This window comes from Tamlana sp. 2_MG-2023 (genome assembly GCF_030548465.1).
In the GTDB taxonomy this organism is placed as follows: Bacteria; Bacteroidota; Bacteroidia; order Flavobacteriales; family Flavobacteriaceae; genus Pseudotamlana.
The window spans coordinates 98752-122688 of record NZ_JAUOSF010000006.1 but is presented as its reverse complement, the minus strand read 5'-3'; the positions used below and the strand labels follow the sequence as shown (position 1 = coordinate 122688).

Below are 23937 nucleotides of genomic sequence, written 5' to 3'. Positions count from 1 at the left end.
AATAGGAAATTGCCTTGATTAGGTTTACTATCTAGCAATATAAATAGTTTTAAATAATGATGGTTTTAATTTGTAAATAATTTACGATGTTCAACCCTTGTTTTAAGCCTCAATATAGTCTTCAATAGGAGCGCAAGAACATATTAAATTTCTATCACCATAGGCATCATCTACACGTCTTACGCTTGGCCAAAACTTATTATCTTTTACATAATCCAATGGAAAAGCAGCTTGTTCACGCGTGTATGGGAAGTCCCAAGTGTCGTTAGTTACCATCGCTAAAGTATGTGGAGCATTCTTTAAAACGTTGTTATTATCATCTTTTGAAGCGTTATCTATCTCATTCTTAATGGCTATTAAAGCATCACAGAATCTGTCGATTTCAGCTTTGCTTTCACTTTCCGTAGGCTCGATCATTAAAGTTCCTGCAACAGGGAATGATAGGGTAGGCGAGTGGAAACCGTAGTCTATTAATCGCTTGGCAATATCGGTAACTTCAATGCCATTAGCTTTAAATGAACGACAGTCTACAATCATTTCGTGTGCTGCTCTACCACGTTCACCTGAATATAAAGTATCAAAACTTCCTTGTAAACGGTGCTTGATATAATTGGCGTTTAATATGGCTATTTTAGTAGATTCGGTTAATCCTTCAGCACCTAACATTTTAATGTATCCGTAAGAAATCAAACAAACTAAAGCAGAACCAAATGGCGCCGCAGAAATTCCTGTAATCGCTTCTTTACCACCAGTTTTTATAATTGGGTTTCCAGGTAAAAATGGTACAAGTTGTTCAGCAACACAAATAGGTCCAACACCTGGGCCACCACCACCATGAGGAATGGCAAATGTTTTATGAAGGTTTAAGTGACAAACGTCTGCACCAATGTTTCCAGGATTTGTTAATCCTACTTGGGCATTCATGTTGGCACCGTCCATATATACTTGTCCGCCATTATCATGAATAATCTTAGTGATTTCTTTAATCGCAGATTCGTAAACCCCGTGTGTAGAAGGGTATGTTACCATTAAACATGATAAATTATCGGCGTGTAATTGGGCTTTTTCACGTAAATCATCAACATCAATGTTACCTTCAGCAGTTGATTTTGTTACGACTACTTTCATACCAGCCATTACCGCACTTGCAGGATTTGTTCCGTGAGCAGAAGAAGGAATTAAGCAGATGTTTCTATGATGATCATTACGCGATTCGTGGTAAGCCTTTATAACCATAAGTCCAGCGAACTCGCCTTGAGCACCAGAATTTGGTTGTAAAGAAGTAGCAGCAAAACCAGTAATCTCTGTGAGTTGATCTTCTAAAGCTTTAAGAATCGTTAAATAACCTTTAGCTTGTTTTAGTGGTGCAAAAGGGTGAATGGTTCCCCAGTTAACCGAACTAAGGGGTAGCATTTCTGAAGCTGCGTTTAATTTCATCGTACAAGATCCTAAAGAAATCATAGAATGATTTAACGATAAATCTTTGCGCTCAAGCATTTTGATGTAACGCATTAATTCCGTTTCAGAATGGTGACTGTTAAATACCGGTTCTGTTAAGAAATCTGTGGTTCTTTGAATGTTTTCTGATATGTTATTGAATTGTTCAACTTCAGAAATTGCAATCGTTTTTTTCTTCGCTGCTTTAGCAAAAATTGAAATTAAATCGTTGATGTCGCTAACAGAAGTCGTTTCATTTATAGAAATGGTAACGGTATTCTTATCAGGGTAGAAGAAATTCACCTTTTTATCTGAAGCGATTTTTTCTATTTTCTTTGCTTTGGTTTTTATTTGAAGCGTATCAAAATACGAAGTGTTCGTTTGTTCGTATCCTAATTGCTTTAAGGCATTTGCTAAAGTTGCCGCTTTGTTGTGAACTTTGTTTGCTATGAATTTTAAGCCTTTCGGGCCATGATATACGGCATACATACTTGCCATCACAGCTAATAGTACTTGAGCCGTACAAATGTTAGATGTTGCTTTGTCACGTTTTATGTGTTGCTCTCTTGTTTGTAGAGCCATACGTAGTGCACGGTTTCCGTTGGTATCTTTGGTAACTCCAATAATACGACCCGGTAAATCACGTTTGTAAGCATGTTTTGTTGCGAAATAAGCCGCGTGTGGGCCACCATAACCCATAGGAATACCAAAACGTTGCGTTGTTCCAACAACAACATCGGCACCAAATTTTCCTGGTGCTTCTAATTTAATTAGACTTAGAATATCGGCAGCAACGGCTACTTTAATTCTGGCGTCGTTTGCTTTTGAAATAAAAGATTCTATATCGGTAATTTGTCCTTCTTTTCCTGGGTATTGTAAAATAGCTCCGAAAAATTCAGAAGAAAAATCGAAGGATTCCTCATTACCAATCACTAATTCAATACCAATTGGTGTGGCTCTTGTTTGAAGGACAGATAAAGTTTGAGGTAAAATGTTTTCTGAAACGAAAAACTTATTAATACCCGCTTTTTTCTGATCGCGTTCGCGAACTGCAAATAATAAACTCATAGCTTCTGCAGCAGCAGTACTTTCATCTAAAAGTGATGCATTGGCAATTTCCATACCGGTTAAATCGATAATCATGGTTTGGAAATTCAATAGAGCTTCAAGTCGTCCTTGAGCAATTTCAGCTTGATAAGGCGTGTAGGCTGTGTACCATCCTGGATTTTCTAACACGTTACGTTGAATCACCGCCGGTAAGACTGTTGGATGATACCCTAAACCGATATAAGTTTTGTAAACTTTATTTTTTTGAGACAAAGCATGAATATGAAGTAAGTATTCATATTCGGTCATAGGTTCATCTAAATCAAGCGGTTTTTTTAAACGAATATCATCAGGAATGGTTTCGTAAATTAATTGATCTAACGAGTCTAAACCTAGAGTTTCTAACATAAGGTTTTGGTCCTCTTCTCTAGGGCCAATATGACGCAAAGCAAACGCGTTTGTATTCATAAAAGTGTATTTGTATAAATAATTCGCAAAATTAATGAATATTTATCGTGATTTATTGCGAAAAATCGAAAGTTTTCAACCAATTGAATTCTCTAGCAACACTTTAACTACATTTGTTTTATGAATTTGTTAAAAAAGCTTTTTGCTTTCTATATTTATAGTAGTGTTCACGTGGCTTTAGCCGCGATGTCTTTGGCTTGGGTGACCTTATTGGAGTTAGGCTTAGGTGTTGATAAAGTAGTCCTTTGCTTTGTCTTTTTCGCTACCATTTCGGGTTATAATTTTGTTAAAATTTATGGTCTTGGAAAATTTTATAAGGAACGCTTCTCAAATTGGCTGCAATGGATTCATATTTGCTCGCTTTTTTCCTTTATAATGATGTGTTATTATGGTCTGCATTTAAAACTCCAAAGTATTTTGGTTATGGGGGTGTTTGCCGTATTAACCTTCTTTTACGCCATTCCGTTTTTACGAGGGAAAACAAGAAACTTACGACAGGTAGAAGGGTTGAAAGTTTTTATTATAGCTCTGGTATGGATGGGAGTTTGCGTTTTTCTACCGGTTATTAATGAAGATTATGGTGTGACTCAAGATGTGCTTCTAATGGGGATTCAACGTTTTACCTTTGTACTTGTAATGATGTTGCCTTTTGAGATACGTGATCTAAAATATGACCCTTTAAATTTAGAAACGATTCCGCAGAAAATTGGAGTGAAAAAAACTAAGGTTTTAGGGCAGCTACTTTTGGCTTTTATTTTGGTGCTGGAGTGTTTTAAAACACAGTTTTCTTTTTCTAGAATGGGTGTATTAGGAGCTGTAGTGTTCGTAACGGGAATGATGGTTTGGCTTTCTAGAATAGAACAGCAAAAATATTACGCTTCTTTTTGGGTTGAAGCCTTACCTATATTCTGGTTGCTTTTAGGGTTGATAGTTTTTTAGCGCCTTGTCTAAAGCTTTTTTCATGGCTTCCTTACATTTGGGGTCTAGGCAATCGACATTCGATTTTTTAATGCATTCTGATAATTTGGTGTTCACTTTGGTGTGTTTACGGCAGCCTCTGCATAAAACAATATGCAGGTTTAACTTTATTTTTTCCCAAAGTGAAGCTTCTTTGTATTGTACCTTGTCACAAACCTGACTCGCCTCTTTGCAAGGCATGAAAATCCTTATCCTACTCATAATTTATAACCAATTTTCTTTTAAACAATCTGCCATCGCGGTTCGTGCTCTGTGAATGATTACCCAGAGATTAGACGCTGTAATATTTAGTTCATTACAGATTGTTTCAGTTTCATAATTAAGAATGGTTTTCATTTTAAAAACTTCCGCTTGTTTCTTAGGGAGTTTGCTTAAACAATTGTGTATGGCATCACCAAGTTCTGAATTCTCAAGAGAATCTTCAGCAGTTTTATCAAAAGGATCGGCAACGCGTTCTTCTAACCAATCGCCTTCGCTTTCGGAGTCTCTATAGTTAATACGAACTTCAGCTTTACCTTTATTAGAATTTATTTTACGGTAGTGATCAATAATTTTTCGCTTTAAGATGGAGATTAACCAGGTACGTTCACTGGCTTCTCCCTTAAAGTTTTTCATCGATTTTAAAGCTGCTAAAAAGGTGTCTTGTACCAAATCTTGCGCCATTTCCCTGTCGCTTACACGGGCAATGGTGTAATTGAATAAGTAATCTGAATACGAATCGATCCACTTATCAGGGTTAATTTGATGATCTGGCATTGAGGAATAGTTTTAGTGTTTCAAATGTAGTTGAAAAAAATGGATTTTATTTAGAGATTAATCCTGCACGTCTCAACAAGGCTTCTGGTTGAGGTTCTTGGCCTCTAAAACGCTTGTAAAGTGTCATTGGGTTTTCAGTGCCTCCTAGAGAAAGTACGTTGTCCTGAAATTTCTTGGCTACCGTTTTATTAAAAATCCCTGTTTCTTTGAAATATTCAAAGGCATCAGCATCTAGAACTTCAGCCCACTTGTAACTGTAATAACCAGATGAATAGCCACCTTGGAAAATATGTGAAAAGGCAGTGCTCATACAATTTTCTTCAACTTCAGGATAAAGTGTTGTATTTTTAAAAGCTTCTTTTTCATGCGCTTTTACATCTGAAATATGGCTAGGATCTTCACCATGCCAGCTCATATCTAAAAGACCAAAGCTTAACTGACGCAAGGTTTGCATGCCTTCGTGAAAAGCTGCCGATTCTTTAATTTTTTCAACCAAATCCATAGGAATCACTTCGCCAGTTTCGTAATGTGTGGCGAATAATTCTAAGGCTTCTTTTTCGTAGCACCAGTTTTCTAAAACCTGACTTGGTAATTCTACAAAGTCCCAATACACGCTAGTTCCAGAAAGACTCGGGTAGGTGGTGTTGGCTAGCATACCGTGTAGGGCATGTCCAAATTCGTGGAATAAAGTCGTGACTTCGTTAAAGGTTAAAAGTGAAGGTTTGCTTTTTGTAGGTTTCGTGAAATTGCAAACGATTGAAATGTGTGGTCTGCTATTTTCGCCATCTTTAACGTATTGTGGTTTGTAAACCGTCATCCAAGCACCATTTCGTTTTCCAGCTCTTGGGAAAAAATCGGCATAAAAGATAGCGACTAAATCGCCGTTAGCGTCGGTCACTTTATAAGTTAAAACATCGTCGTGGTATTTATCGATGTCGTTAATTTCTTCAAAATTTAAATCGAATAATTTATTAGCAATGGTAAAAGCCCCGTTAATAACATTTTCTAATTTGAAATATGGTTTGAGAAGCTCATCATCTAAACTGAATAATTTTTGCTTGAGTTTTTCAGAATAGTAAGCACCATCCCATTTTTCTAAATGATCGATACCATCAAGTTTTTTAGCGAAAGCTTCGAGTTTTTTAAATTCAATTTCAGCCGCAGGCTTAGCTTTCTCTAGAAGTTCGTTTAAAAAGTTTGTAACGGTTTCTGGAGTTTCCGCCATGCGTTCCTCTAAAACAAAGTGGGCGTGTGTTTTGTAGCCCAATAAGTTGGCACGCTCCTGACGAAGTTTTACGATTTTGAGAACGTTGTCTTGATTGTCTAAAGCATCGCCTTTAAAAGCTTTAGCACCCGCTTCCAAAGCTAGCTTTTTTCTTAATTCACGATTATCGGCATAAGTAAGAAACGGAATGTAGCTTGGGTAATCTAAAGTAAACATCCAACCGTCTTTGTCTTTAGATTCCGCCAATTGTTTTGCAGCTTCAATGGTGCCTTCAGGAAGACCAGATAAATCGGCTTCATTGGTAATTAGCATTTCAAACTTATTAGTTTCAGCTAAAACATTCTCACCAAATTTAAGACTCAGTTGACTCAGTTGTTTGTCGATGTCTCTTAATTTTAGCTTTTTGTCTTCCGCTAGGTTAGCTCCATTTCTAGAGAAACCTTTATATTTTTTATCAAGCAGTGTTTGTTGTTCTATGGTAAGGTCTAAATCAGCTTTAGAATCGTAAACCGCTTTAACACGCTTAAACAAATCCTCATTTAAAGTAATGTCGTTACTAAATTCTGAAAGTAAAGGAGAAACTTCTTGAGCTATTTTTTGAATGGTTTCGTTAGTTTCTGCTGAGTTTAAATTAAAGAAAATACTTGCCAAACGATCTAATTGTTCCCCCGAAAAATCTAAGGCTTCAATCGTATTTTCGAAAGAAGGCTTTTCAGAGTTATTAGCGATGCTATCAATCTCCTGTTTAGCACTTTCAATGGATGCTTTAAAAGCAGGTAGAAAATCCTCGTTTTTAATTTTTGAGAATGGAGCCGTATGAAACTTAGTATTGTAAGGTGTTATTAATGATTTATTTAGCATTTCTTTAATTTATGTGTTAAATATTTATTTTACTATGTGCGCATAATAAAAAAATACGTATTTTTGAAGTCATAATTGCAGAGTGACTAACTCAATAGAATTATTTGTTAATAGCTGAAAAGCCTCGAATTTATTTTCGAGGCTTTTTTCATACTATAAGTCTTTGGCAGATTCGTTAACTTTAACTTTCAAGCCTTCTTTATACATAATAATCTTATCAAGCACGCATTTATCACTAGCGCCAATAATTTGTGCGGCTAAGATACCTGCGTTTTTAGCACCGTTTAAAGCTACTGTTGCTACAGGTACACCGCCTGGCATTTGTAAAATAGATAATACAGAATCCCAACCATCTATAGAATTACTGCTTTTTACAGGCACTCCAATAACAGGAAGTGGTGATAAAGAAGCAATCATACCTGGCAAATGCGCCGCACCACCAGCACCAGCAACAACTACAGAAAATCCTCTAGTATGTGCATTTTTACCATAATCAAATAATTTTTCTGGTGTACGGTGCGCTGAAACAATATCAACTTCTACCTCAATGTCAAAACCTTTTAAGATGTCAATCGCATCTTGCATAACGGGAAGGTCGCTTTTGCTTCCCATAATAACGCCTACTTTACTCATATCTATTCGCTTATTACTTTAATACTGTTTTTAACTTGTTCTGCCACGCGTCGCGCTTCATTCAAATCTTCATTCACAATCGTGACATGCCCCATTTTTCTAAATGGTCTGGTTTGTTTTTTACCATAAATGTGTGGCGTTACACCATCCATTTTCATGATATTTTCTATGTTTTCGTAAACCACATTTCCAGAATAGCCTTCAGCGCCCACTAAGTTAACCATTACTCCACCAACTTTATTATCGGTACGCCCTAAAGGTAAGTTTAATATGGCTCTAATATGTTGTTCGAATTGTGACGTGTAACTCGCTTCAATAGTTTGGTGACCAGAATTGTGAGGTCTTGGTGCTACCTCGTTAATAAGAATGTCATCGTCTTGGGTTTGAAACATTTCAACAGCCAATAACCCAACATGATTAAATGCTTTTGAAGCCGCTAAGGCCACATCTTCCGCTTTTTTAGCAATGGCTTCAGGAATTCTTGCTGGGCAAATCACATATTCCACTTGATTGGCTTCTGGGTGAAATTCCATTTCGACAACTGGATAGGTTTTAATTTCGCCAGATGCACTTCTAGAAACAATAACAGCCAATTCATTTTTAAAAGGCACTAAGGTTTCAGCAATACATTCTACGTTTGGTAAATCTTTTAAATCATCAACAGATTTTACAATTTTTACGCCTGTACCGTCGTAACCAAATTGTGCACATTTCCAAACAAATGGAAGACTTAAACCACCGTGGTTTATGGCTTCTTCAATTTCAGAAGTATATGCAAAACGTGAAAATGGAGCGGTAGGTAAGTTGTTATCTACGTAAAATAATTTTTGAGTGGCTTTATTCTGAATGGTTCTCAGCGTTTTAGAAGACGGATATACTTTCACTCCTTCTTTTTCTAAAGCTTCGAGCGCATCAACATTTACGTTTTCAATTTCAAAAGTTAAAACATCTACTTGTTTTCCAAAATTATAAACCGCATCATAATCCATTAAATCACCCAGCTGAAAATGGTCGCAAGCAATTTTGCAAGGCGCTTCATCGCTAGACTCAAGAACAGCCGTGTAAATATCGAATTTTCGTGTGTTGTATAGTAGCATTTTACCAAGTTGGCCGCCACCCAAAATACCAAGTTTAAAGTTTGATGAAAAATAATTCATTAAATGTGTTTTTTACTAAATCGAAATTAGGATAGGCAAAAATACGGTTAAATCTTAAATTAGTTCCTAAAATCAAAATCAAAAAATGGTTATTGCTCAATCTATTGATTATCTTTGCCTCTTTAAAAAATATTTAAGTTTTGATAAAGCTACACGATAAGTTTTTTAAGCCCTTTATACCTGCGAAACAAATAGATGAAGTGATGCAACGTTTAGCAACTGAAATTGCTAACGATGTAGGCGACGAAATCCCTATTTTTATTGGTATTTTGAATGGCTCATTTATGGTGGTAAGCGATTTTGTGAAAAAATATCCTAAACCTTGTGAGGTTACTTTTATAAAGTTAGCATCTTACGAAGGCGTAAAATCTACCGAAGATATTCAGCGTTTAATAGGATTAACACAAGACTTAACCGGGCGTACCGTTGTTATTCTGGAAGATATTATTGATACAGGAAATACTTTAGCGGAAGTTCATCGTATTTTTAAAAATGAAAATGTAAAATCTTTAAAAATAGCCACGCTTTTCTACAAGCCTGAAGCTTATAAGAAAGATTTTAAACTGCATTACGTTGGTATTGAAATTCCGAATAAATTCATAGTCGGTTACGGTTTAGATTATGATGGTTTAGGAAGAAACTTACCAGAAGTATATCAAATAAAACAAACTCAACATATGACAAACCTAGTGTTATTTGGCCCTCCAGGTGCCGGTAAAGGAACTCAAGCAGAATTTTTAAAGGAAAAGTATAACTTAGTACATATCTCTACAGGTGATGTTTTTAGATTTAATATCAAAAACGAAACAGCATTAGGGATGTTAGCAAAATCGTTTATTGATAAAGGTGAATTGGTGCCAGATCAAGTGACTATCGATATGCTTAACGCAGAAGTTGAAAAAAATGCTGGAGCTAACGGATTTATTTTCGATGGTTTTCCTCGTACCAACGCACAAGCAGAAGCTTTAGAGAAATTAATGGATTCTAAAGATTCTCAAATAAATGCTATGATTGCCTTAGAAGTTGATGATGAAATTCTAGTAGAACGTCTTTTAGGAAGAGGTAAAACTAGCGGGCGCGCAGACGACGCTAACGAATCTATTATTAGAAATAGAATTACAGAATATTACAACAAAACAGCTATTTTAAAAGAATACTATTCAGCTCAAGATAAATATTTTGGTGTTGATGGTGTAGGTAGCATCGAAGACATTACAGAGCGTTTAAGTGCTGTAATTGATAGTTTATAACATATAGCTCTGTTTTAAACAGGCTTTTAATACATCATGAAAACATCTTTTGAGCCATCAAAAGATGTTTTCGTTTAAATAATAATAAAGGAGTATAAAGTAAAAGCACTCAAAAACGTGTAACTTTAAGACTCATAACTTTAAACTTGAGATATGACTGAAGGGAATTTTGTAGACTACGTAAAAATGTATGTATCTTCTGGAAACGGAGGAAAAGGTTCTTCGCATTTACATCGCGAAAAGTACATAGCCAAAGGTGGCCCAGACGGTGGTGATGGTGGTCGTGGAGGTCATGTTATTATCCGAGGGCAATCCAATTTATGGACCCTACTTCACTTAAAGTTTAAAAAACACATTCGTGCTGGACATGGTGGGCACGGTAGTAGTGGTAGAAGTTTTGGTAGCGATGGTGAAGATGTGTACATCGATGTGCCATTAGGAACTGTAGTTCGCGATACCGAAACGAATAGTATCCTTTTTGAAATCACCGAAGAAGGCGAGGAGCGCATCTTAGCTCAAGGAGGGAAAGGTGGCTTAGGAAACTGGCATTTTAAAACCTCTACAAATCAAACACCACGTTACGCGCAGCCAGGTATGCCCATGGAGGAATTCTATGTAACCATGGAGCTTAAAGTGCTTGCCGATGTTGGTTTGGTAGGTTTTCCAAACGCAGGGAAATCAACTTTACTTTCGGTAGTGACTTCAGCAAAACCTAAAATTGCTGATTATGAATTTACCACGCTAAAACCTAATTTAGGAATTGTACAATATCGTGATTTCCAGACTTTTGTTATGGCCGATATTCCTGGAATTATCGAGGGTGCCGCCGAAGGAAGAGGTTTAGGGCATTACTTCTTACGTCATATCGAACGTAATTCTATTCTACTGTTTTTAATTCCAGCCGATGCTGAAGATATTAAAAAACAATACGATATTTTATTAGATGAGTTGCGTCGTTACAATCCTGAAATGCTGGACAAAGACCGTATTATCGCGATTTCTAAAAGTGATATGCTTGATGATGAGCTTAAAGCTGAAATGAAAATCGAACTTGATAACGAACTTCCAATTCCATACATGTTCATATCATCAGTAGCCCAAAAAGGCATTACTGAGCTGAAAGATGTACTTTGGAAAATGTTGAACTAATTTCGTTTTATGCTTCCGCGAAAGCGAAAGTAATTCAGTAGTTTAAAATACATAACAATATAACACTTGTAGCCCTTTCAGTTTTCAAAACCTGAAGGGGTTTTTATTTGTAAACAAAATATTTTCTCTTAATCCTTTTTTGGGCGTTACCTAAAGGTCGGGCTTTTCACTGCAATCTTTTTAAAAGAGTCGGATACTCATGTTATTGTTAGTATTTTTTGCCTAGTAAATAACTTACTTCATGTATGGTTTTTCATCTCTTTTAAAAAGGATTTCCGTTGCAATCCCTAACGCAGCATGTTTCGTGTTCAAAAAAAAACTCCGCATCACAATGAAGTAACGCGGAGTTAAAAATTGGGGACTTTAAATTAATCGAAGTGATTAATGCTTTATAATGACTTTTTTAATTTCTTTATCCTCGTTAAAGTTGAGTTCTAAAAAGTAAATACCGTTACTAAAGTTGTCTAAGCGAATGGCTTTTTGTTCACCATTTTGACTTAATACGACTTGTCCGAAGGCATTAATTAATCGAACGCCATTTAGTGTTTTAGAAGTTTCTATAAAAATCGTAGAGTTTGCAGGGTTTGGATATATCTTGGTAAGCACTTTTTCCGAATTTGAAACCTTAGATAGACTTTGTTTTGAAGTACTACCATTACTACTAAGAATGATTTTATCCATATTCCATTGCCATGCATTTGAACCAGAAGCAACAATTTTTACAGTGTGTGCTCCAGTGGTTAAACTCACGCTATTATTCGCATTTAAGGTTTGGAATGATCCCCAAGAACCGTTATTTACTACATTGTCAGTACTAACGAGCACATTGTCTACATACATGGAAACTTTGGCGTTGTTAGATGGTGTGGAAATCATGTACGCAATATTGTAGGTTCCAGCTTGACTTACGTTGATGTTGTAAGTAGCGGAATCGTTACTATTTACATAGTTCACAAGTGTAGTGCCTTTATTCATCCCTAGAGGTACAAAACCATCATTATAAGTTCCTGTTGTACTGTTAAAACTTTCTGCTTCAATTATAATTTCAGCATTTGATGCGGTTGTGGAGCCGCCTGTTTTAGTCAGTACAAATTTATCCATATTCCATTGCCAATTGTTAGATCCAGAAGCCACTATTTTAACAGTGTGTGATCCTGCGCTTAAGTTAGCTGTATTTCCTGCGTTTAAGGTTTGATAATTGTCCCAAGTTCCATTATTAACCACGTTATCTGTGCTAATTAATATGTTATTTACATAGATAGCAATCTGAGCATTGCTCATCGGTGTAGAAACTTGATAAGCGATATTGTAGGTGCCAGCTTGACTCACATTTATGTTGTAATTGGCGTAATCTTGTTTGTTTACATAGTTTACGGTAGAATTGGTTTTATTCATTCCTAGCGGAACGAATCCATCGTTAAAGGTTCCTCCAGTAGATGCAAAAGATTCTGCCTCCACAGTGATTGCGCTGCCTGAGCCTCCAGAAGTAGAAGAGCTCACTGTAACGGTACTTGTATCTGTGTAATTACCATCGGTAGATTTAGCTGTAATTGTAGCTGTTCCGTTTGCTACAGCGGTAACCACTCCACTTTGGTTAACCGTTGCAACATTGGTGTTATTTGAAGTAAAAGTCATAGTTTTTACTGTAGCATTTGTTGGCTGAACTGCCGCGGTTAAATTCCCTTGGTTGCCAACATTTAAAGCTAAAGAAGTTGGTGTCATGCTAATGCCTGTAACACCTACGGTATTAGACGAACCTACGGGTTTATAAACACGTACCCAGTCTACTTTCATTTGGTTTTTTGCAGGGTTGTTTAAATCAGCACTAGAAGGTGTTGAGCCTGCTAACCAACTTTGAGATTCCATGTTAATAATTATATCTAATTCTTTGGTGAATCCTCTTGCTTCAATGGTTACACCATTTCCGTCAGCGTCATTGTCATCTCCGCCTTGAAACCAGGCAGGATCAATAACATTATAACCATTTGAAGCGTTGGAAGCCGCTTTTAAGGTATTAAAGTTGTAAGTGCTAGAAGTGGCATGAACAGTTACATCTGTATATCCAGAACCATTGTTTGTTGGGAGGTTATAACCGTTTACGTTCCAATTCATCGAATTAAAATAAGTATATTGCCAAGTCCCGTTATATTTTGTAGCAATAGCATTATAGTACATTACTCTCACTAATTCTCCATCAATATAGTATTCGAAGTGTTTTGGGCTAATCCAATTAACCCCCATACGCATATAACGACGAGCGCCACCATTGTTATAGCACCAGTCTCCCCAGCCGTAGCTAGTCGATACGCGACTGTCTGGATACCATGAATTTGTGTCCCTTGGTTGGTAATCTGTAAACGGGCTACGTACAAATGAATGATGGCTAATATGTGTTAAATGCTTATAGCCTGTTACACCACCGTAGTTTTCAATAATATCAATTTCCTCTGTGTCGTCTGGACTTAATAACCAAAAACAAGAAGCTAACGATATGTTGGCCACACTAATGGCAGACTCTACATAAACGGGGTAAGCAACTTTATTGTTTGATGTAACACACCCGGAGGCTACACCATAACTTCCACCTTTACTGTTTTCGGAGGTATACCCTACATTAATTACCAAATCGCTACCATCTACAGTAACGTTTTCGTTTTTCCAGTAGGTATATCCTGGTCCATCCCAAGCGTTGTGATAGAAGTTGTACCATTTGTTATTACTTCCAAAATTAGACCAAGAGGACGAATTGAAGTTGTAATTAAAATCATCGGAAACATTTTCTTGGAGCTCCCAAGTTTTGCCGGCTCCGGCATCTGCCGGTACAGGAATACCCGACCAGTCTTGGGCGGCTACGAGGATACTTGTTAAAAATAGCGCGAGGGGCAGTACTAATTGTTTTTTCATGTTCATGTTGTTTAATGTTAAGTGGTTTAGTTGTTGGAAAAATTGGTTTGAATTTTGCCGAACACAATGTAGGGTATTTCCTCTTGAAATATTTAACATAAACGAATGTCTATCATAGATTAAAACTGAACATAGGCTTGTTTAGTTTTGTTTTTCAGGATTTTAACTAACTTTTTATCATCAAAAGTATGTGGTGTGTGAATCGTCTAACCTGAAAAATATGGAGTGAATTTGCTTCTTAAATTTGGTTATAAACCCTTGTGTTTACTGATTTGAGAAAAAAGAATAAAGTGTCGAAGTCAAAAAACGAAATAGTCATTAATTTACATTTTACGGATAAGGGACTAGTTCTTTAGAAAAAAGTAATAATGAAGAAGCTTCTTGTATTTAATGTAGGTGAAATCGGGTTTTTTAAGTAAAATGATTAGTTAAAGATCTCATTTTACTTAAAGTTGCCTCTGTTTTGGGGCAGCTTGATTCAAGATAAACTACCTTTTTTTGCATATTACGCCCTCGTAGGGGTTTAATTTTGTGGAATTCTTAGTTTGATGCTTACTATGTTGATATATTACAGGGGCGCTGAGGAAAAAATATTTCATTTAACTTTTAGGTTATTCATTTTTTAACTTTATAATTATCATAACATTATTTTTTCAAGTCTTTATATTTCATTTTGTAGTTTTAACCATTAACCATTAACCATTAACCATTAACCATTAACCATTAACTATCATGGAAACATTAAAAAATAAAGTAGCGCTAATAACAGGTGGAACAAAAGGAATTGGTTACGGTATTGCACAAGCCTTATTAGCTCAAGGTGTTAACGTGGCGATAACGAGTAGAAGTGCCGAGGCAGCCGATGAAACCGCAAAAATGCTAAATTCAAGTTCTAAAAGTGCACATGCTATAGGTGTAAAAGCTGATGTTCGTGATTTTGAAAGTCAGCAAAACGCTGTTAGAAAAGTTCTTAGTCAGTTTAATCAATTAGATTTTGTTATTGCTAATGCTGGTTTAGGGCATTTTGGGAGTATAGAAGAATTATCTATAGAACAGTGGCAAGATACGATTGATACGAATTTAACTGGTGCGTTTTATACAATAAAGGCTAGTGTTGAGGCGCTTAAAAAATCTAAAGGATATTTTATTACCATTTCAAGTTTAGCAGGAGCAAACTTTTTTGCGAAAGGTTCTGCTTATAATGCGAGTAAGTTTGGCTTAACGGGGTTTACACAAGCTGTGATGTTAGATTTAAGACAACACGGGGTTAAAGTGAGTACGATTATGCCTGGATCTGTTTCTACACATTTTAATGGTAACGAACCAGATTCTAAGGACGATTGGAAAATTCAAAAGGAAGACTTGGGTGAGATGGTTGTTGATTTACTAAAAATGAACCCGAGAACACTACCAAGCAAGATAGAGGTGCGTCCTACTATGCCACCAACTAAGAGTTAGGGTTTCATCTAATTTATAACTAAGCGCTTGCTGGAAATTAAAGTGTTTCCCGAATAAAAATTCGTTAAATATATTCCTGAATTTAAATGGCTGATATCTATTTGCAGAGGTTCCAAGTTAGAAACAGTTAATGTCTGCACGCGTTTGCCGTCCATACTTATAATGTCTACTGTTAACGGTGTGTCATTGTTACCTTCAAACTCGAAATTAATAATCGTGTTTGCAGGGTTCGGAAACATAGAAATATGAAGCTTATCAACGACACTTTCTATGTCTGTTATGCCTAAAGTGGAATAGTTAATCGTCCAATTTGCGATATAGGCGTGAACTCTTTCGTGATTATCTATCATCAATAAATTGGAGTCATCTGTTACAACCACGGTTAAGGCATTTGTACCTTTAAGTAAATCGGCTTCCGTTATAAAAACGCTTTCCATATCGGTAGCAAATTCAAAGGCATTTAAATTCCATCTATTTTTTAGAGTATTTGGATTTGGTGTTGTTAGTTGCAATTCAAATTCAATTGGAAAATTTTCAGCATCAACCGTTGTATTATTCGGTGAGTAGCTATCTATTGGATTGGTTAACTCATGAATTTTTTCTATAATGCCTTCTTTACATACCGAGCAAAAAGGCTTGTCAACCGATTCCATGATACAGGTGCCTTTGTTTGGCTTGTACCAGTCTTTTGGTGTCGTTTCTGAATAATGCTGATGAACCCCAGCTTTATTGACATTATACCAATTTTTCCAACGAACCTGTGTTGGATCAGTTTCTTGAGTCATGTTAATGCCTTCACGAGCTAAATCATCACCGGGGTAATACTCATCTAAAAGGTTAAATAGGGAGTGCCCTATTTCATGCATGGCAACATAAGGGCCCCAATACCCATTGTAGGTCACGGGAAAATCTCCGCCACTTCCTCCGTAGTGCGATGAGTTTACCAAAACTAAACCTTGATCATACATCGGGAAGTTATCGGCTAAAACATTTATGATTTTGGTTTCTGTATCATTAGCTGCATTACCGTCAATTTCATAATATAGTAAGCGGTGTCTGTTATAAGCATCATAAGTTGCATTAAAATAGGTGTCTACATCGCTAATTGGATGGGCGGGTTCGGTTAAATCTGTTGCCGTACCAGGATGATCGGCACCGCTTTCATTTGAAGGTACTTTTAAAGCATACACATTAAAGTAGTCGGCATATTCTCGAAACGGACTTGTGTTAAAAAAGGTATTGGTAAAACTAGTAGCATTGGCAAGAAATTTGTCCATTTCGCTAGCTTGATAACCTTCACTTAAAAAAACAATATTTATTTTTTTGTCATCATTTCCAGAAATTTTAATGGCTTCCAAAGGAAAGTTTTGTCCGTGCAGGACAAGGGTAGATATTAAAATGGAAATAATAAGAGAGAAATATATTTTCATTCGTGGTTTATCTTCGTGCTAATCAAATTTTTAGAATTTGCAAAGTTACTAATTGTAATGTTTCTAGTTTGACTTTTTAAAGCAATTCTTGTCGAGAACTTTGTTTTGTTTAGATTAATAGATTGCATTTCGAAACTTTTAGATTCGTTTAATGATTCTATGGATTTTTTTAGCGGATTCTTAATTAAACTCCGGCTTATAATATTTGATTGTTCGTCAAATTGTAAACAAATTAAATCGCCGTCCACAGCGTTTTGTACTGAGCGATCGCTATTGTTTTTTAGTGAGCCATCAACTATTTTCTGACTCACAAACTGCATGCTTCTCTCGCCTGAAGGAGCTTCACTTATGCTATAGGTTAAAAATATAATTTTAGGATTTTCCTCAATAGTAGTTGCTATCGGAATTTCAGTTTTCGCAGTTTTACACGCTTGTACAAAACCTAAAGCTACAAGAAGTATAGCAATAATCTTAAACTTTATAGATTTTGTTAGTTTCATGAAATGGTTTATTCAGTTTTAATTCGAATGCCTTCACTGTGGCTACTAAATTCGGGTGCATACATACTCTGGATGGTGGTAATGCCATTACTCATGTCTCCAGCATTATTCACTCTTAAGTCATATTCAAAAACATAAATACCTTTTGGTAATCGGTCAAAAAAGAAATTCGTACTGGCGTCTTTGGTGCTTTCATAATAGCCTAAACCATCTTGCCATTTATAAGTTGAAATAACGTTTACTGGTTCTAAACCAGCAGTACGCATATCTTTCATATGAAGGAATTCCATGTCGCGATCACTTTGTAATTCGATGCGTACGCGAACAAGATCACCTACTTTAAGGGAGGTGTTAGGTGTTATTTCGGTAATTTCTTCACCCAAATCTGTATCACGTTTAACGAATAATTTTTTCTTAATACTCAGCGGTGTTTCTGCAGTTGTAATTTTATCTAAATCTTCAAAATATTGCCAATACAAGCTTCCCCAAGCGATACCATCTCCTTTTTTGGTAAGGGTTACTTCGCTCATTGCAGGTGTGATTTCATTAGCAGTCCAAGAGGTTTTATAATAACCTGTTCCAGCTTCCGTTTTTACATTATCTAATTTAGCGGGTTTAATTGTTTTATTTCCTACTGTCACATCAACCATATCGGTAATACTTAACCAATCGCTACCTTGAAGTAATAAAGCATAAACCGCATTAGTTGTTGCTTTCGTTGTTTTCCAGTGATTTGTTTGCTTGTTTTTAAGGAGCCAGATTTTTAAGTTGTCAATGGTTTCTGTGTCTTTTTTAATTTCTGAAAAAGCTTCAATTAAAAGGGCTTGAGTTTCAATAGGGGCTTGGTACCAAAACCATGAATTCGTATTTTCTTTCCAATACATGCCCAATTCTTCTGAAGTGATGCTGGTTTCCTTTAATGATTCTATAATCGCATTGGCTGTTTTTAAATCGTTATTTCTAAAAGAAATTAAAGCCATTAAACCTTTAGAATATAAAGGACGTTTTAACCAGTAGTTTTCAATTTGTGTTTGGTAATATTTGATGGTGGTTTCAACTTCATTAGATTTTTCAATTTCAGGGAAGAAACTTCTCATGTATAAATAATGCAGTTGTGTCGCACTTAAATGATCTTTACTTAAATCTATTTTTTCGTCGTGTTTTTTTAGTGCTTCATATTCCTTAATAAATTGGTCATCAAGATATTTGATAGCATTTTTAATCATTTCAGTAGCAGTTTCCGAATCAATTTTAAGTTGTTTTAAACGACCAAAACCTGTAATAATGTGTTGCGTGATATAGCGATTCTCTCTCCCGCCATTAAACCATGGCCAAGCACCAGAATGGAGTTGATTCGATTTCAATTTATTAATAGTCGTTTGTAATTCGCTATTCATTTTGTTTAAATCGAATAGTAGAGCGATGCGTTTTTTCTGTTCTGTTTCACTTTGTGCATCACGTAACCAAGGGGTTTCTTGAATTAAGATTGACTTTAATTCATCGTTCTTTTCTAGGTTAGAAATTAAAACATCTTGTGATTTCCACTGATTAAAAACGGCTTCAATTTTCGGGTTCGATTTTACAATATGCTGCGCTAAAGCATTTGCGTAATATTTGCTGAAAGTTTGCTCATTACACTCGTAAGGGTACTCCATTAAATAAGGTAAAGCTTGAACGGCATACCAAGCAGGGTTGGAAGTTACTTCTAAAGTTAACTTATGGTTTGTAAGGCTTGTTGAAGTGTTGTTCTTGAGTTTGTCTAAGGTGAAGGTTTTTGTTTCGTTACTTTTAATCCACATCGGTAAGCTTTCTGTAACCAACATACGGTTAGATAAAACCGGTAAGGTGTTTTGTTCACCATCACTAAAGGTTTCCGATTTTGCAAGTACTTTATATTGTATAGCTTGTATATTCTCAGGGATATTTAATTGCCATGAAACCTCTGTGTTGCCATGTGCATTAACCGAAAAAGGTTTGTTGTTTACAGCATTGCCAAGGCTTATGTTTATATCTTTCCCAGAAATGGCATCGGTTAAGAGTAACATCGCATCACCAGAAATTGTTTTATCTGTTAGGTTAGCAATTTTTGAACTGATGGTAATACGATCGCCTTCACGTAAAAAACGAGGAGCATTTGGTGTCACCATTAACTCTTTTTGAGTGATCGTTGTTAAGGTTTTAGTAGCACTTTCTAATGATTTGGTATGTGCTAATAATTGAAGTTTCCATTGCGTTAAAGCTTCTGGTGTATTAAAACTGAAACTGATGTTGCCGTTTTGATCGGTTTTTAACTGCGGAAAGAAAAAAGCAGTTTCCTTTAAATTTGTTCTAACTTCAGTTTGAGAAATGGCATTCAAACCATTTTTAGTGTTAATAACAACTACGCCGTTAGCTCCTTTGCTGCCGTAAATAGCTATTGATGCTTTGTCCTTTAAAACATTAATAGAAATTATGTCGTCTGGGTTTATTTGTGAAATGTCTTCGGTGATTTTTCCATCAACAATATATAATGCTTTGTTGTTTCCAGGAATACTAGAACTTCCTCTTATGGTTACCGAATCTGAAACTGACACATCCGATTCCATTTCTTCCGCTTCCATTTTCTGCACGGCCCCGGTTAGGTTCGTTACGGCTCTTGGAGCAGCGCCCACACCAATAACCGTGACCTCTTCAAGATGGCTGTTATTTGCTGTTAAATAAGCGTGAAAAAAGTTTTTGTTGCCTATGGTAATGTCTTGCGAATCGTATCCGATATAGCTAATTTCTAAAACGTCTCCTTTGTCTGCTTCAATAGAAAAATTACCGTCAAAGTTAGTCATCGTTCCTTTATGACTGCCTTTAATTATAACATTTACTGCAGGAATTGGAGCTCCAGTTTCGTCGTAAACAGTTCCTGAAACAAAGCCTTTTTTTACCGAACTGCTGTATTTCGACTCTTGTTTAGAGCGTAGCTGATTTAAATAACGTTTATGCGTATTGTCGTTATTCATGTCAAATCCATACCAGTTAAATTGGTCGTATTCTTGTTCTGGGTACGCGTAAGTGCGTTTCGGGTTATACGCTGTGAAATTCTGTATCTTAAAGTTGTTATAAGCGTTGCTGTAACTTCTAGTGTAATAAGTGGGTTTATTAATAGGATTAAAATTCCAGGTATGTGGTTTAAAAAGGTCTAAAGAAGCGTCGTACATGCTAGCTAAAAACTCCGTGCTTACTTTTTCTCCGTTTGGTCCTTTAATTTTAAACTGCCATGTTTCTTCGCCTCCTGGTTGAATTTTATCTCTAAAAGTTAAAGTTTCAATCTCTAAATTTGTTTTTGGGTAGGGCACAGAAATTACTTTTGTGCTAGATTGGTAACTATTAAAAGCCGCAAAACTATAGTGAACCGCAAAACCACCAACGTCGTTTTTTGTGATAGGAATTGAGATGGTCTTTTTATTGTTGCTTAATTTTATAATTTCGGTTTTTACGAATTTTCTATCTTTTTCAATAGTTACTGTTACCGAAACATTTTCAGCTGAAGAGGCTAATGTGATATAAGCAGATTCGTTGATGGTGTAATCTGTTTTACTAGTGGTTATACTGAAAAGTTCATTGTCGGCTAATGTTTTGTCTGAATCACTGTAAAGCCTGGTTTTCACTTCGTCCTTCACCAATTGACCAAATTTGTCTTTGGTTTCTAAGGTGATGATATACTGTCCAGATTGCCAGTTATTAAGTTGCCCTAAGTCTAATGTTTTGGAGTCTTCCGTATTAAAATGCTTCTCTAAAACCAAGTTGCCTTTCTCCCAAGAATCTGAGTTGTTTTCATCGTTATAGGCTTCATGCGGAAACAAAGCTTTAAAGTCATCCTCTGTTAAAACTTGATAATCTGGAGCATTCCACGGGCGTGCTCTTAAAACGGAGTTTGGAGCTTTAAGTTTATAAATTTTAATAACACCTACAGCAGGAACAAAAGCACCATTTAAGTTTTTTGTCTCGATGGTTAATTCCTGATTTTTGGCACCTTTATCTATAGGGTTTTCAATATTTATATTAGCGGTTAAAGCGTGGTAACCTACATTAATCGTTGTGGTTTCGCTATGAGTTTCACCGTTTATATCGGTCACATCGGCAACGACTTCATAGTTAAAAATTGGGAGGCTGGTTTTATCGATGCTTTCATCAGGAATCGCTTTAAAAATAATTTCAAAATTGCCTGAAGCATCGGTTTTTATTTCTCCATGTGTAATTTCCTGTCCAGCACTATAAGTAAAAGGACGATAACCAAAAGACCAATGTGGATATTCTACTTTGCGTTTTACGCGGTAAACCACTTTAGCATCTGTAATGTTACTGCCTGAAAAAGATTGCGCTGTTCCTTTTACTGTTATAGAATCATTTACACGATAGGTTTCGGTAATGGTTTCAAATTGCGTTTCAAATTTCGGACGCTTGTATTCTTCAACTGAAAAATTTTGTGATGTAAATAAATTAATCTGTTCATTGTTGTCGTTAATCGAGATGCGATAACGTCCCGTAAGGCCGTTGTTAGGCAGGATAAATTCTCCAGAAACAGATCCGAAATCATTAGTTTTAAGTTTCAATTGCGTCACTTTTTCATTATTCACATTGTGCAACGTAGCTAGTATAGGTCTACTTGCTAAAACTTGTGATTTACCTGCTGTAATTTGCATGGCAATAGCTTTAAAGTAAACCGTTTGCCCTGGCCTATAAATACTGCGGTCTGTGAATATAAAGGACTTGTATTTTGTTGGATTTTCGTTTTGTTGTTTATAGCTTTTGTTGAGGTAGTATTCTCCAAAATGAGCGGTTTCTTCGCTTTTTGTTACTTTTAATTTAATATTTCTATACCAATCTTCACCCTTCTCGATTTTAAATTGACCCCAATTGTTGGTCTCAAATGTTTTGGTTTCTCGGGTTCTAGAGTTTTGTGGAAAGTAAGATAGTTCAACCTGAGCATTTGCAATGGGTGCGCCATTATTTCTATTTATGATTTGAAACAATTTAAAGGCTTTGGTTTCAGTTTCAACCAAGGCAAAATCAGTTACTTGAATGTGAGCAAAAGCGAATGTGTCTTCGTCTTTTTTAACCTTGGCAAAAACTAAATATTTCCCGTTGTTTAATTTAGGAAGCACAACTTCCGTAGTGTGCGTTTGGTAATCATGTTCATCCCTTAGTTTGCTTAACCAGGATGTGGTAGGTTTTAATTCCTCTAAAAAAGATAGTTTTTGGTCTTTTCTGTATAGATCATCGTAGGTTTCAACTTGTTGTTCGCTAAGTTTGTAAACATGAAACTGTAAAGAATCTAGGTTTTTATAGGTAATGAGTAATCGAGAAGCCTTAGCGACGGGGAGGTACTTTTCTGTAGTAATTTGAAGGTTTAAATCTTCAATCTGCGCTTTTAAAATTTTACATTTCTCGGCGGCTCTGCTGTTTGGATGTGTTTTAATAACTTGATCGCAAAGTGTTACAGCCTCCTTGGCTTTCCAGCGGTTGTCTTCATTGGTTTTCGGACTGTAAGTTTTGCTCTGCTCATAATAAGTGGAAGCGATTTCAAAATCATATAACCCAGAACTTTCGTGGTTCTCAATGTTTTTGCTCGCTTTTTTTAGAGCTTCTAACTTTAATTTTTCTTTATCATCAAAAGTAGCATGGTGGTAAACAAAATTAATGCGGGCTATGTCCACATCGCTAAGTGCTTCATGATTTTTGTCTTTCAAATGAAAGTCTATAAGCGCTTTGTGAATTTTAAGTGCGTTTAACTGTAGCGAAGTGCTGTCCTTCGATTCTATTTTTAAAGTAGAAAACTGTTCGGCATCGCCTAGGTATTTCGGGTCGTCCAACACAAATTTATAAGCGGGTTGGGTAATATGTGTCTCGTTGGTTTGGTAAAACTCTAAGGCATTATGACTTAAAAAATCGAATAATGTAGGTCGTAATTTACTGGAGTTACCTTGTTTTTTTATTAGCGCACTGTAATTTTCTAGCGGTTCTTGTTTTATTAAATCGTCGTTTTTTAGAGAATTTTGGTAATGTAAATGGATTTCATTGAAAAGGGTTTGTAAGTCCCAAGTTCTAAAATCTTCAGCGTTTACTTTTTCAGAAGTTTTAGTTCTACTATAAAATTGATCTTTGTTTTGGTTGAAATACTGCCAGTATAAATGAGCTAAAATATTTTCTAGAACATTTTTAGTCGGACGCTCATTTTTGGCGATTTCAGATTTAAAATCATTGATAATATTCAGTTTGGCATCTTCTTCTAAGATTAGATTGAATTTGCTCTTAAAAAGCATGACTTTTATAATTTGTTCATGATTTTCAGCGCGTTTAGCCTTTTTTTCAATCGTTTTTAGCGTTTTTAAAGCCGATTGCGGTAAACCTTGAACTTCAAAAGCTTCAACTTTCTCCCATAAATCGGAGTAAGGGTTTTGGGCACTGGTAAGATTTGAGAAAAGAATAATAAATATTAATAATAGCGTAGGCCTCATATATACTGAGTTTGTGTCAGGATCTATTTAATTTGTGGTTTAGTTGGTGTCAAAAGCCGTTCCAAAAAAACAATTCTTTTGAGAAACCTTATGTTTAATCAGGTAAGTTAATCATTTTGTAAATAAAAAACCGGCCTTAAGGCGCTAATTTATTAAGCTTAATCTAATAAATTCATACTTCGTAAATTAAAGTTTA

General features: G+C 35.9%; 14 protein-coding genes. 4 read left to right on the top strand and 10 right to left on the bottom strand.

Translation table 11 applies throughout. The features are described 5' to 3' along the window. Positions 1 to 102 precede the first annotated feature (102 nt). Positions 103 to 2952 carry an aminomethyl-transferring glycine dehydrogenase gene (gcvP, locus tag Q4566_RS11800; RefSeq protein WP_303421376.1) on the bottom strand — a complete coding sequence of 950 codons (2850 nt, stop codon included), beginning with the start codon at positions 2950 to 2952 and terminating at the stop codon, positions 103 to 105. Positions 2953 to 3072: 120 nt separating this feature from the next. Between gcvP and Q4566_RS11795 the strand changes: the two genes are divergently transcribed. Continuing rightward, positions 3073 to 3891, top strand: coding sequence for a hypothetical protein (locus Q4566_RS11795; protein WP_303421374.1), 819 nt, complete (start codon positions 3073 to 3075; stop codon positions 3889 to 3891). Here the strand turns inward: Q4566_RS11795 and Q4566_RS11790 are convergent. From Q4566_RS11790 to Q4566_RS11770, 5 genes are all read right to left on the bottom strand, one after another. Next, complete coding sequence (locus Q4566_RS11790; protein ID WP_303421372.1) at positions 3871 to 4131, bottom strand: hypothetical protein; 261 nt, start codon at positions 4129 to 4131, stop codon at positions 3871 to 3873. The two genes, Q4566_RS11795 and Q4566_RS11790, sit on opposite strands and share 21 nt — an antisense overlap. A 3-nt stretch (positions 4132 to 4134) precedes the next feature. Continuing rightward, positions 4135 to 4686, bottom strand: a complete 552-nt coding sequence (locus tag Q4566_RS11785) for a sigma-70 family RNA polymerase sigma factor (protein WP_303421370.1) — start codon at positions 4684 to 4686, stop codon at positions 4135 to 4137. Between the two features lie 46 nt (positions 4687 to 4732). Beyond that, entirely contained in the window at positions 4733 to 6772 is a 2040-nt protein-coding gene (locus tag Q4566_RS11780; RefSeq protein ID WP_303421368.1) for a M3 family metallopeptidase, read from the bottom strand. A gap of 153 nt (positions 6773 to 6925) precedes the next feature. After that, positions 6926 to 7405 (bottom strand): 5-(carboxyamino)imidazole ribonucleotide mutase, encoded by a 480-nt coding sequence (purE, locus tag Q4566_RS11775; RefSeq protein ID WP_216066310.1) that lies wholly within the window; start codon positions 7403 to 7405, stop codon positions 6926 to 6928. Positions 7406 to 7407: 2 nt separating this feature from the next. After that, positions 7408 to 8562: a 5-(carboxyamino)imidazole ribonucleotide synthase gene (locus Q4566_RS11770; RefSeq protein WP_303421365.1), complete on the bottom strand. Its 1155-nt coding sequence runs from the start codon at positions 8560 to 8562 to the stop codon at positions 7408 to 7410. A gap of 140 nt (positions 8563 to 8702) precedes the next feature. Here Q4566_RS11770 and Q4566_RS11765 point away from each other — a divergent pair, with 140 nt between their 5' ends. Both Q4566_RS11765 and obgE read left to right on the top strand, forming a co-directional pair. Continuing rightward, complete coding sequence (locus Q4566_RS11765) at positions 8703 to 9812, top strand: adenylate kinase (RefSeq protein WP_303421363.1); 1110 nt, start codon at positions 8703 to 8705, stop codon at positions 9810 to 9812. 153 nt (positions 9813 to 9965) lie between these two features. Then, positions 9966 to 10961, top strand: coding sequence for a GTPase ObgE (obgE, locus tag Q4566_RS11760; protein WP_303421361.1), 996 nt, complete (start codon positions 9966 to 9968; stop codon positions 10959 to 10961). Between the two features lie 381 nt (positions 10962 to 11342). Here obgE and Q4566_RS11755 read toward each other — a convergent pair whose 3' ends face one another. After that, positions 11343 to 13865, bottom strand: coding sequence for a carbohydrate-binding protein (locus Q4566_RS11755; RefSeq protein ID WP_303421359.1), 2523 nt, complete (start codon positions 13863 to 13865; stop codon positions 11343 to 11345). Between the two features lie 732 nt (positions 13866 to 14597). Between Q4566_RS11755 and Q4566_RS11750 the strand changes: the two genes are divergently transcribed. Continuing rightward, the gene (locus Q4566_RS11750; protein WP_303421357.1) at positions 14598 to 15323 is read left to right on the top strand and encodes an SDR family oxidoreductase; all 726 of its coding nucleotides are present in this window, start codon (positions 14598 to 14600) and stop codon (positions 15321 to 15323) included. 8 nt (positions 15324 to 15331) lie between these two features. Here the strand turns inward: Q4566_RS11750 and Q4566_RS11745 are convergent, their stop codons facing one another. The 3 genes from Q4566_RS11745 to Q4566_RS11735 are packed head-to-tail and all read right to left on the bottom strand — an operon-like array spanning position 15332 to position 23741. Beyond that, the gene (locus Q4566_RS11745; RefSeq protein WP_303421355.1) at positions 15332 to 16753 is read right to left on the bottom strand and encodes a M64 family metallopeptidase; all 1422 of its coding nucleotides are present in this window, start codon (positions 16751 to 16753) and stop codon (positions 15332 to 15334) included. After that, on the bottom strand, positions 16750 to 17253 hold the full coding sequence (locus Q4566_RS11740; protein ID WP_303421353.1) for a hypothetical protein: 504 nt from the start codon (positions 17251 to 17253) through the stop codon (positions 16750 to 16752). Before Q4566_RS11740 ends, Q4566_RS11745 begins: the two co-directional genes overlap by 4 nt. Positions 17254 to 17261: 8 nt before the next feature. After that, on the bottom strand, positions 17262 to 23741 hold the full coding sequence (locus Q4566_RS11735) for an alpha-2-macroglobulin (protein ID WP_303421351.1): 6480 nt from the start codon (positions 23739 to 23741) through the stop codon (positions 17262 to 17264). Between the last annotated feature and the right edge of the window lie 196 nt (positions 23742 to 23937).

What these genes read in the sequence shown, in the direction of transcription:
- Q4566_RS11795 (WP_303421374.1), top strand. Translation starts at nt 3,073, where the DNA reads ATGAATTTGTTAAAAAAGCTTTTTGCTTTCTATATTTATAGTAGTGTT.
- gcvP (WP_303421376.1), bottom strand. Translation starts at nt 2,952, where the DNA reads ATGAATACAAACGCGTTTGCTTTGCGTCATATTGGCCCTAGAGAAGAG.
- obgE (WP_303421361.1), top strand. Translation starts at nt 9,966, where the DNA reads ATGACTGAAGGGAATTTTGTAGACTACGTAAAAATGTATGTATCTTCT.
- Q4566_RS11735 (WP_303421351.1), bottom strand. Translation starts at nt 23,741, where the DNA reads ATGAGGCCTACGCTATTATTAATATTTATTATTCTTTTCTCAAATCTT.
- Q4566_RS11790 (WP_303421372.1), bottom strand. Translation starts at nt 4,131, where the DNA reads ATGAGTAGGATAAGGATTTTCATGCCTTGCAAAGAGGCGAGTCAGGTT.
- Q4566_RS11770 (WP_303421365.1), bottom strand. Translation starts at nt 8,562, where the DNA reads ATGAATTATTTTTCATCAAACTTTAAACTTGGTATTTTGGGTGGCGGC.
- purE (WP_216066310.1), bottom strand. Translation starts at nt 7,405, where the DNA reads ATGAGTAAAGTAGGCGTTATTATGGGAAGCAAAAGCGACCTTCCCGTT.
- Q4566_RS11740 (WP_303421353.1), bottom strand. Translation starts at nt 17,253, where the DNA reads ATGAAACTAACAAAATCTATAAAGTTTAAGATTATTGCTATACTTCTT.
- Q4566_RS11750 (WP_303421357.1), top strand. Translation starts at nt 14,598, where the DNA reads ATGGAAACATTAAAAAATAAAGTAGCGCTAATAACAGGTGGAACAAAA.
- Q4566_RS11755 (WP_303421359.1), bottom strand. Translation starts at nt 13,865, where the DNA reads ATGAAAAAACAATTAGTACTGCCCCTCGCGCTATTTTTAACAAGTATC.
- Q4566_RS11785 (WP_303421370.1), bottom strand. Translation starts at nt 4,686, where the DNA reads ATGCCAGATCATCAAATTAACCCTGATAAGTGGATCGATTCGTATTCA.
- Q4566_RS11780 (WP_303421368.1), bottom strand. Translation starts at nt 6,772, where the DNA reads ATGCTAAATAAATCATTAATAACACCTTACAATACTAAGTTTCATACG.
- Q4566_RS11745 (WP_303421355.1), bottom strand. Translation starts at nt 16,753, where the DNA reads ATGAAAATATATTTCTCTCTTATTATTTCCATTTTAATATCTACCCTT.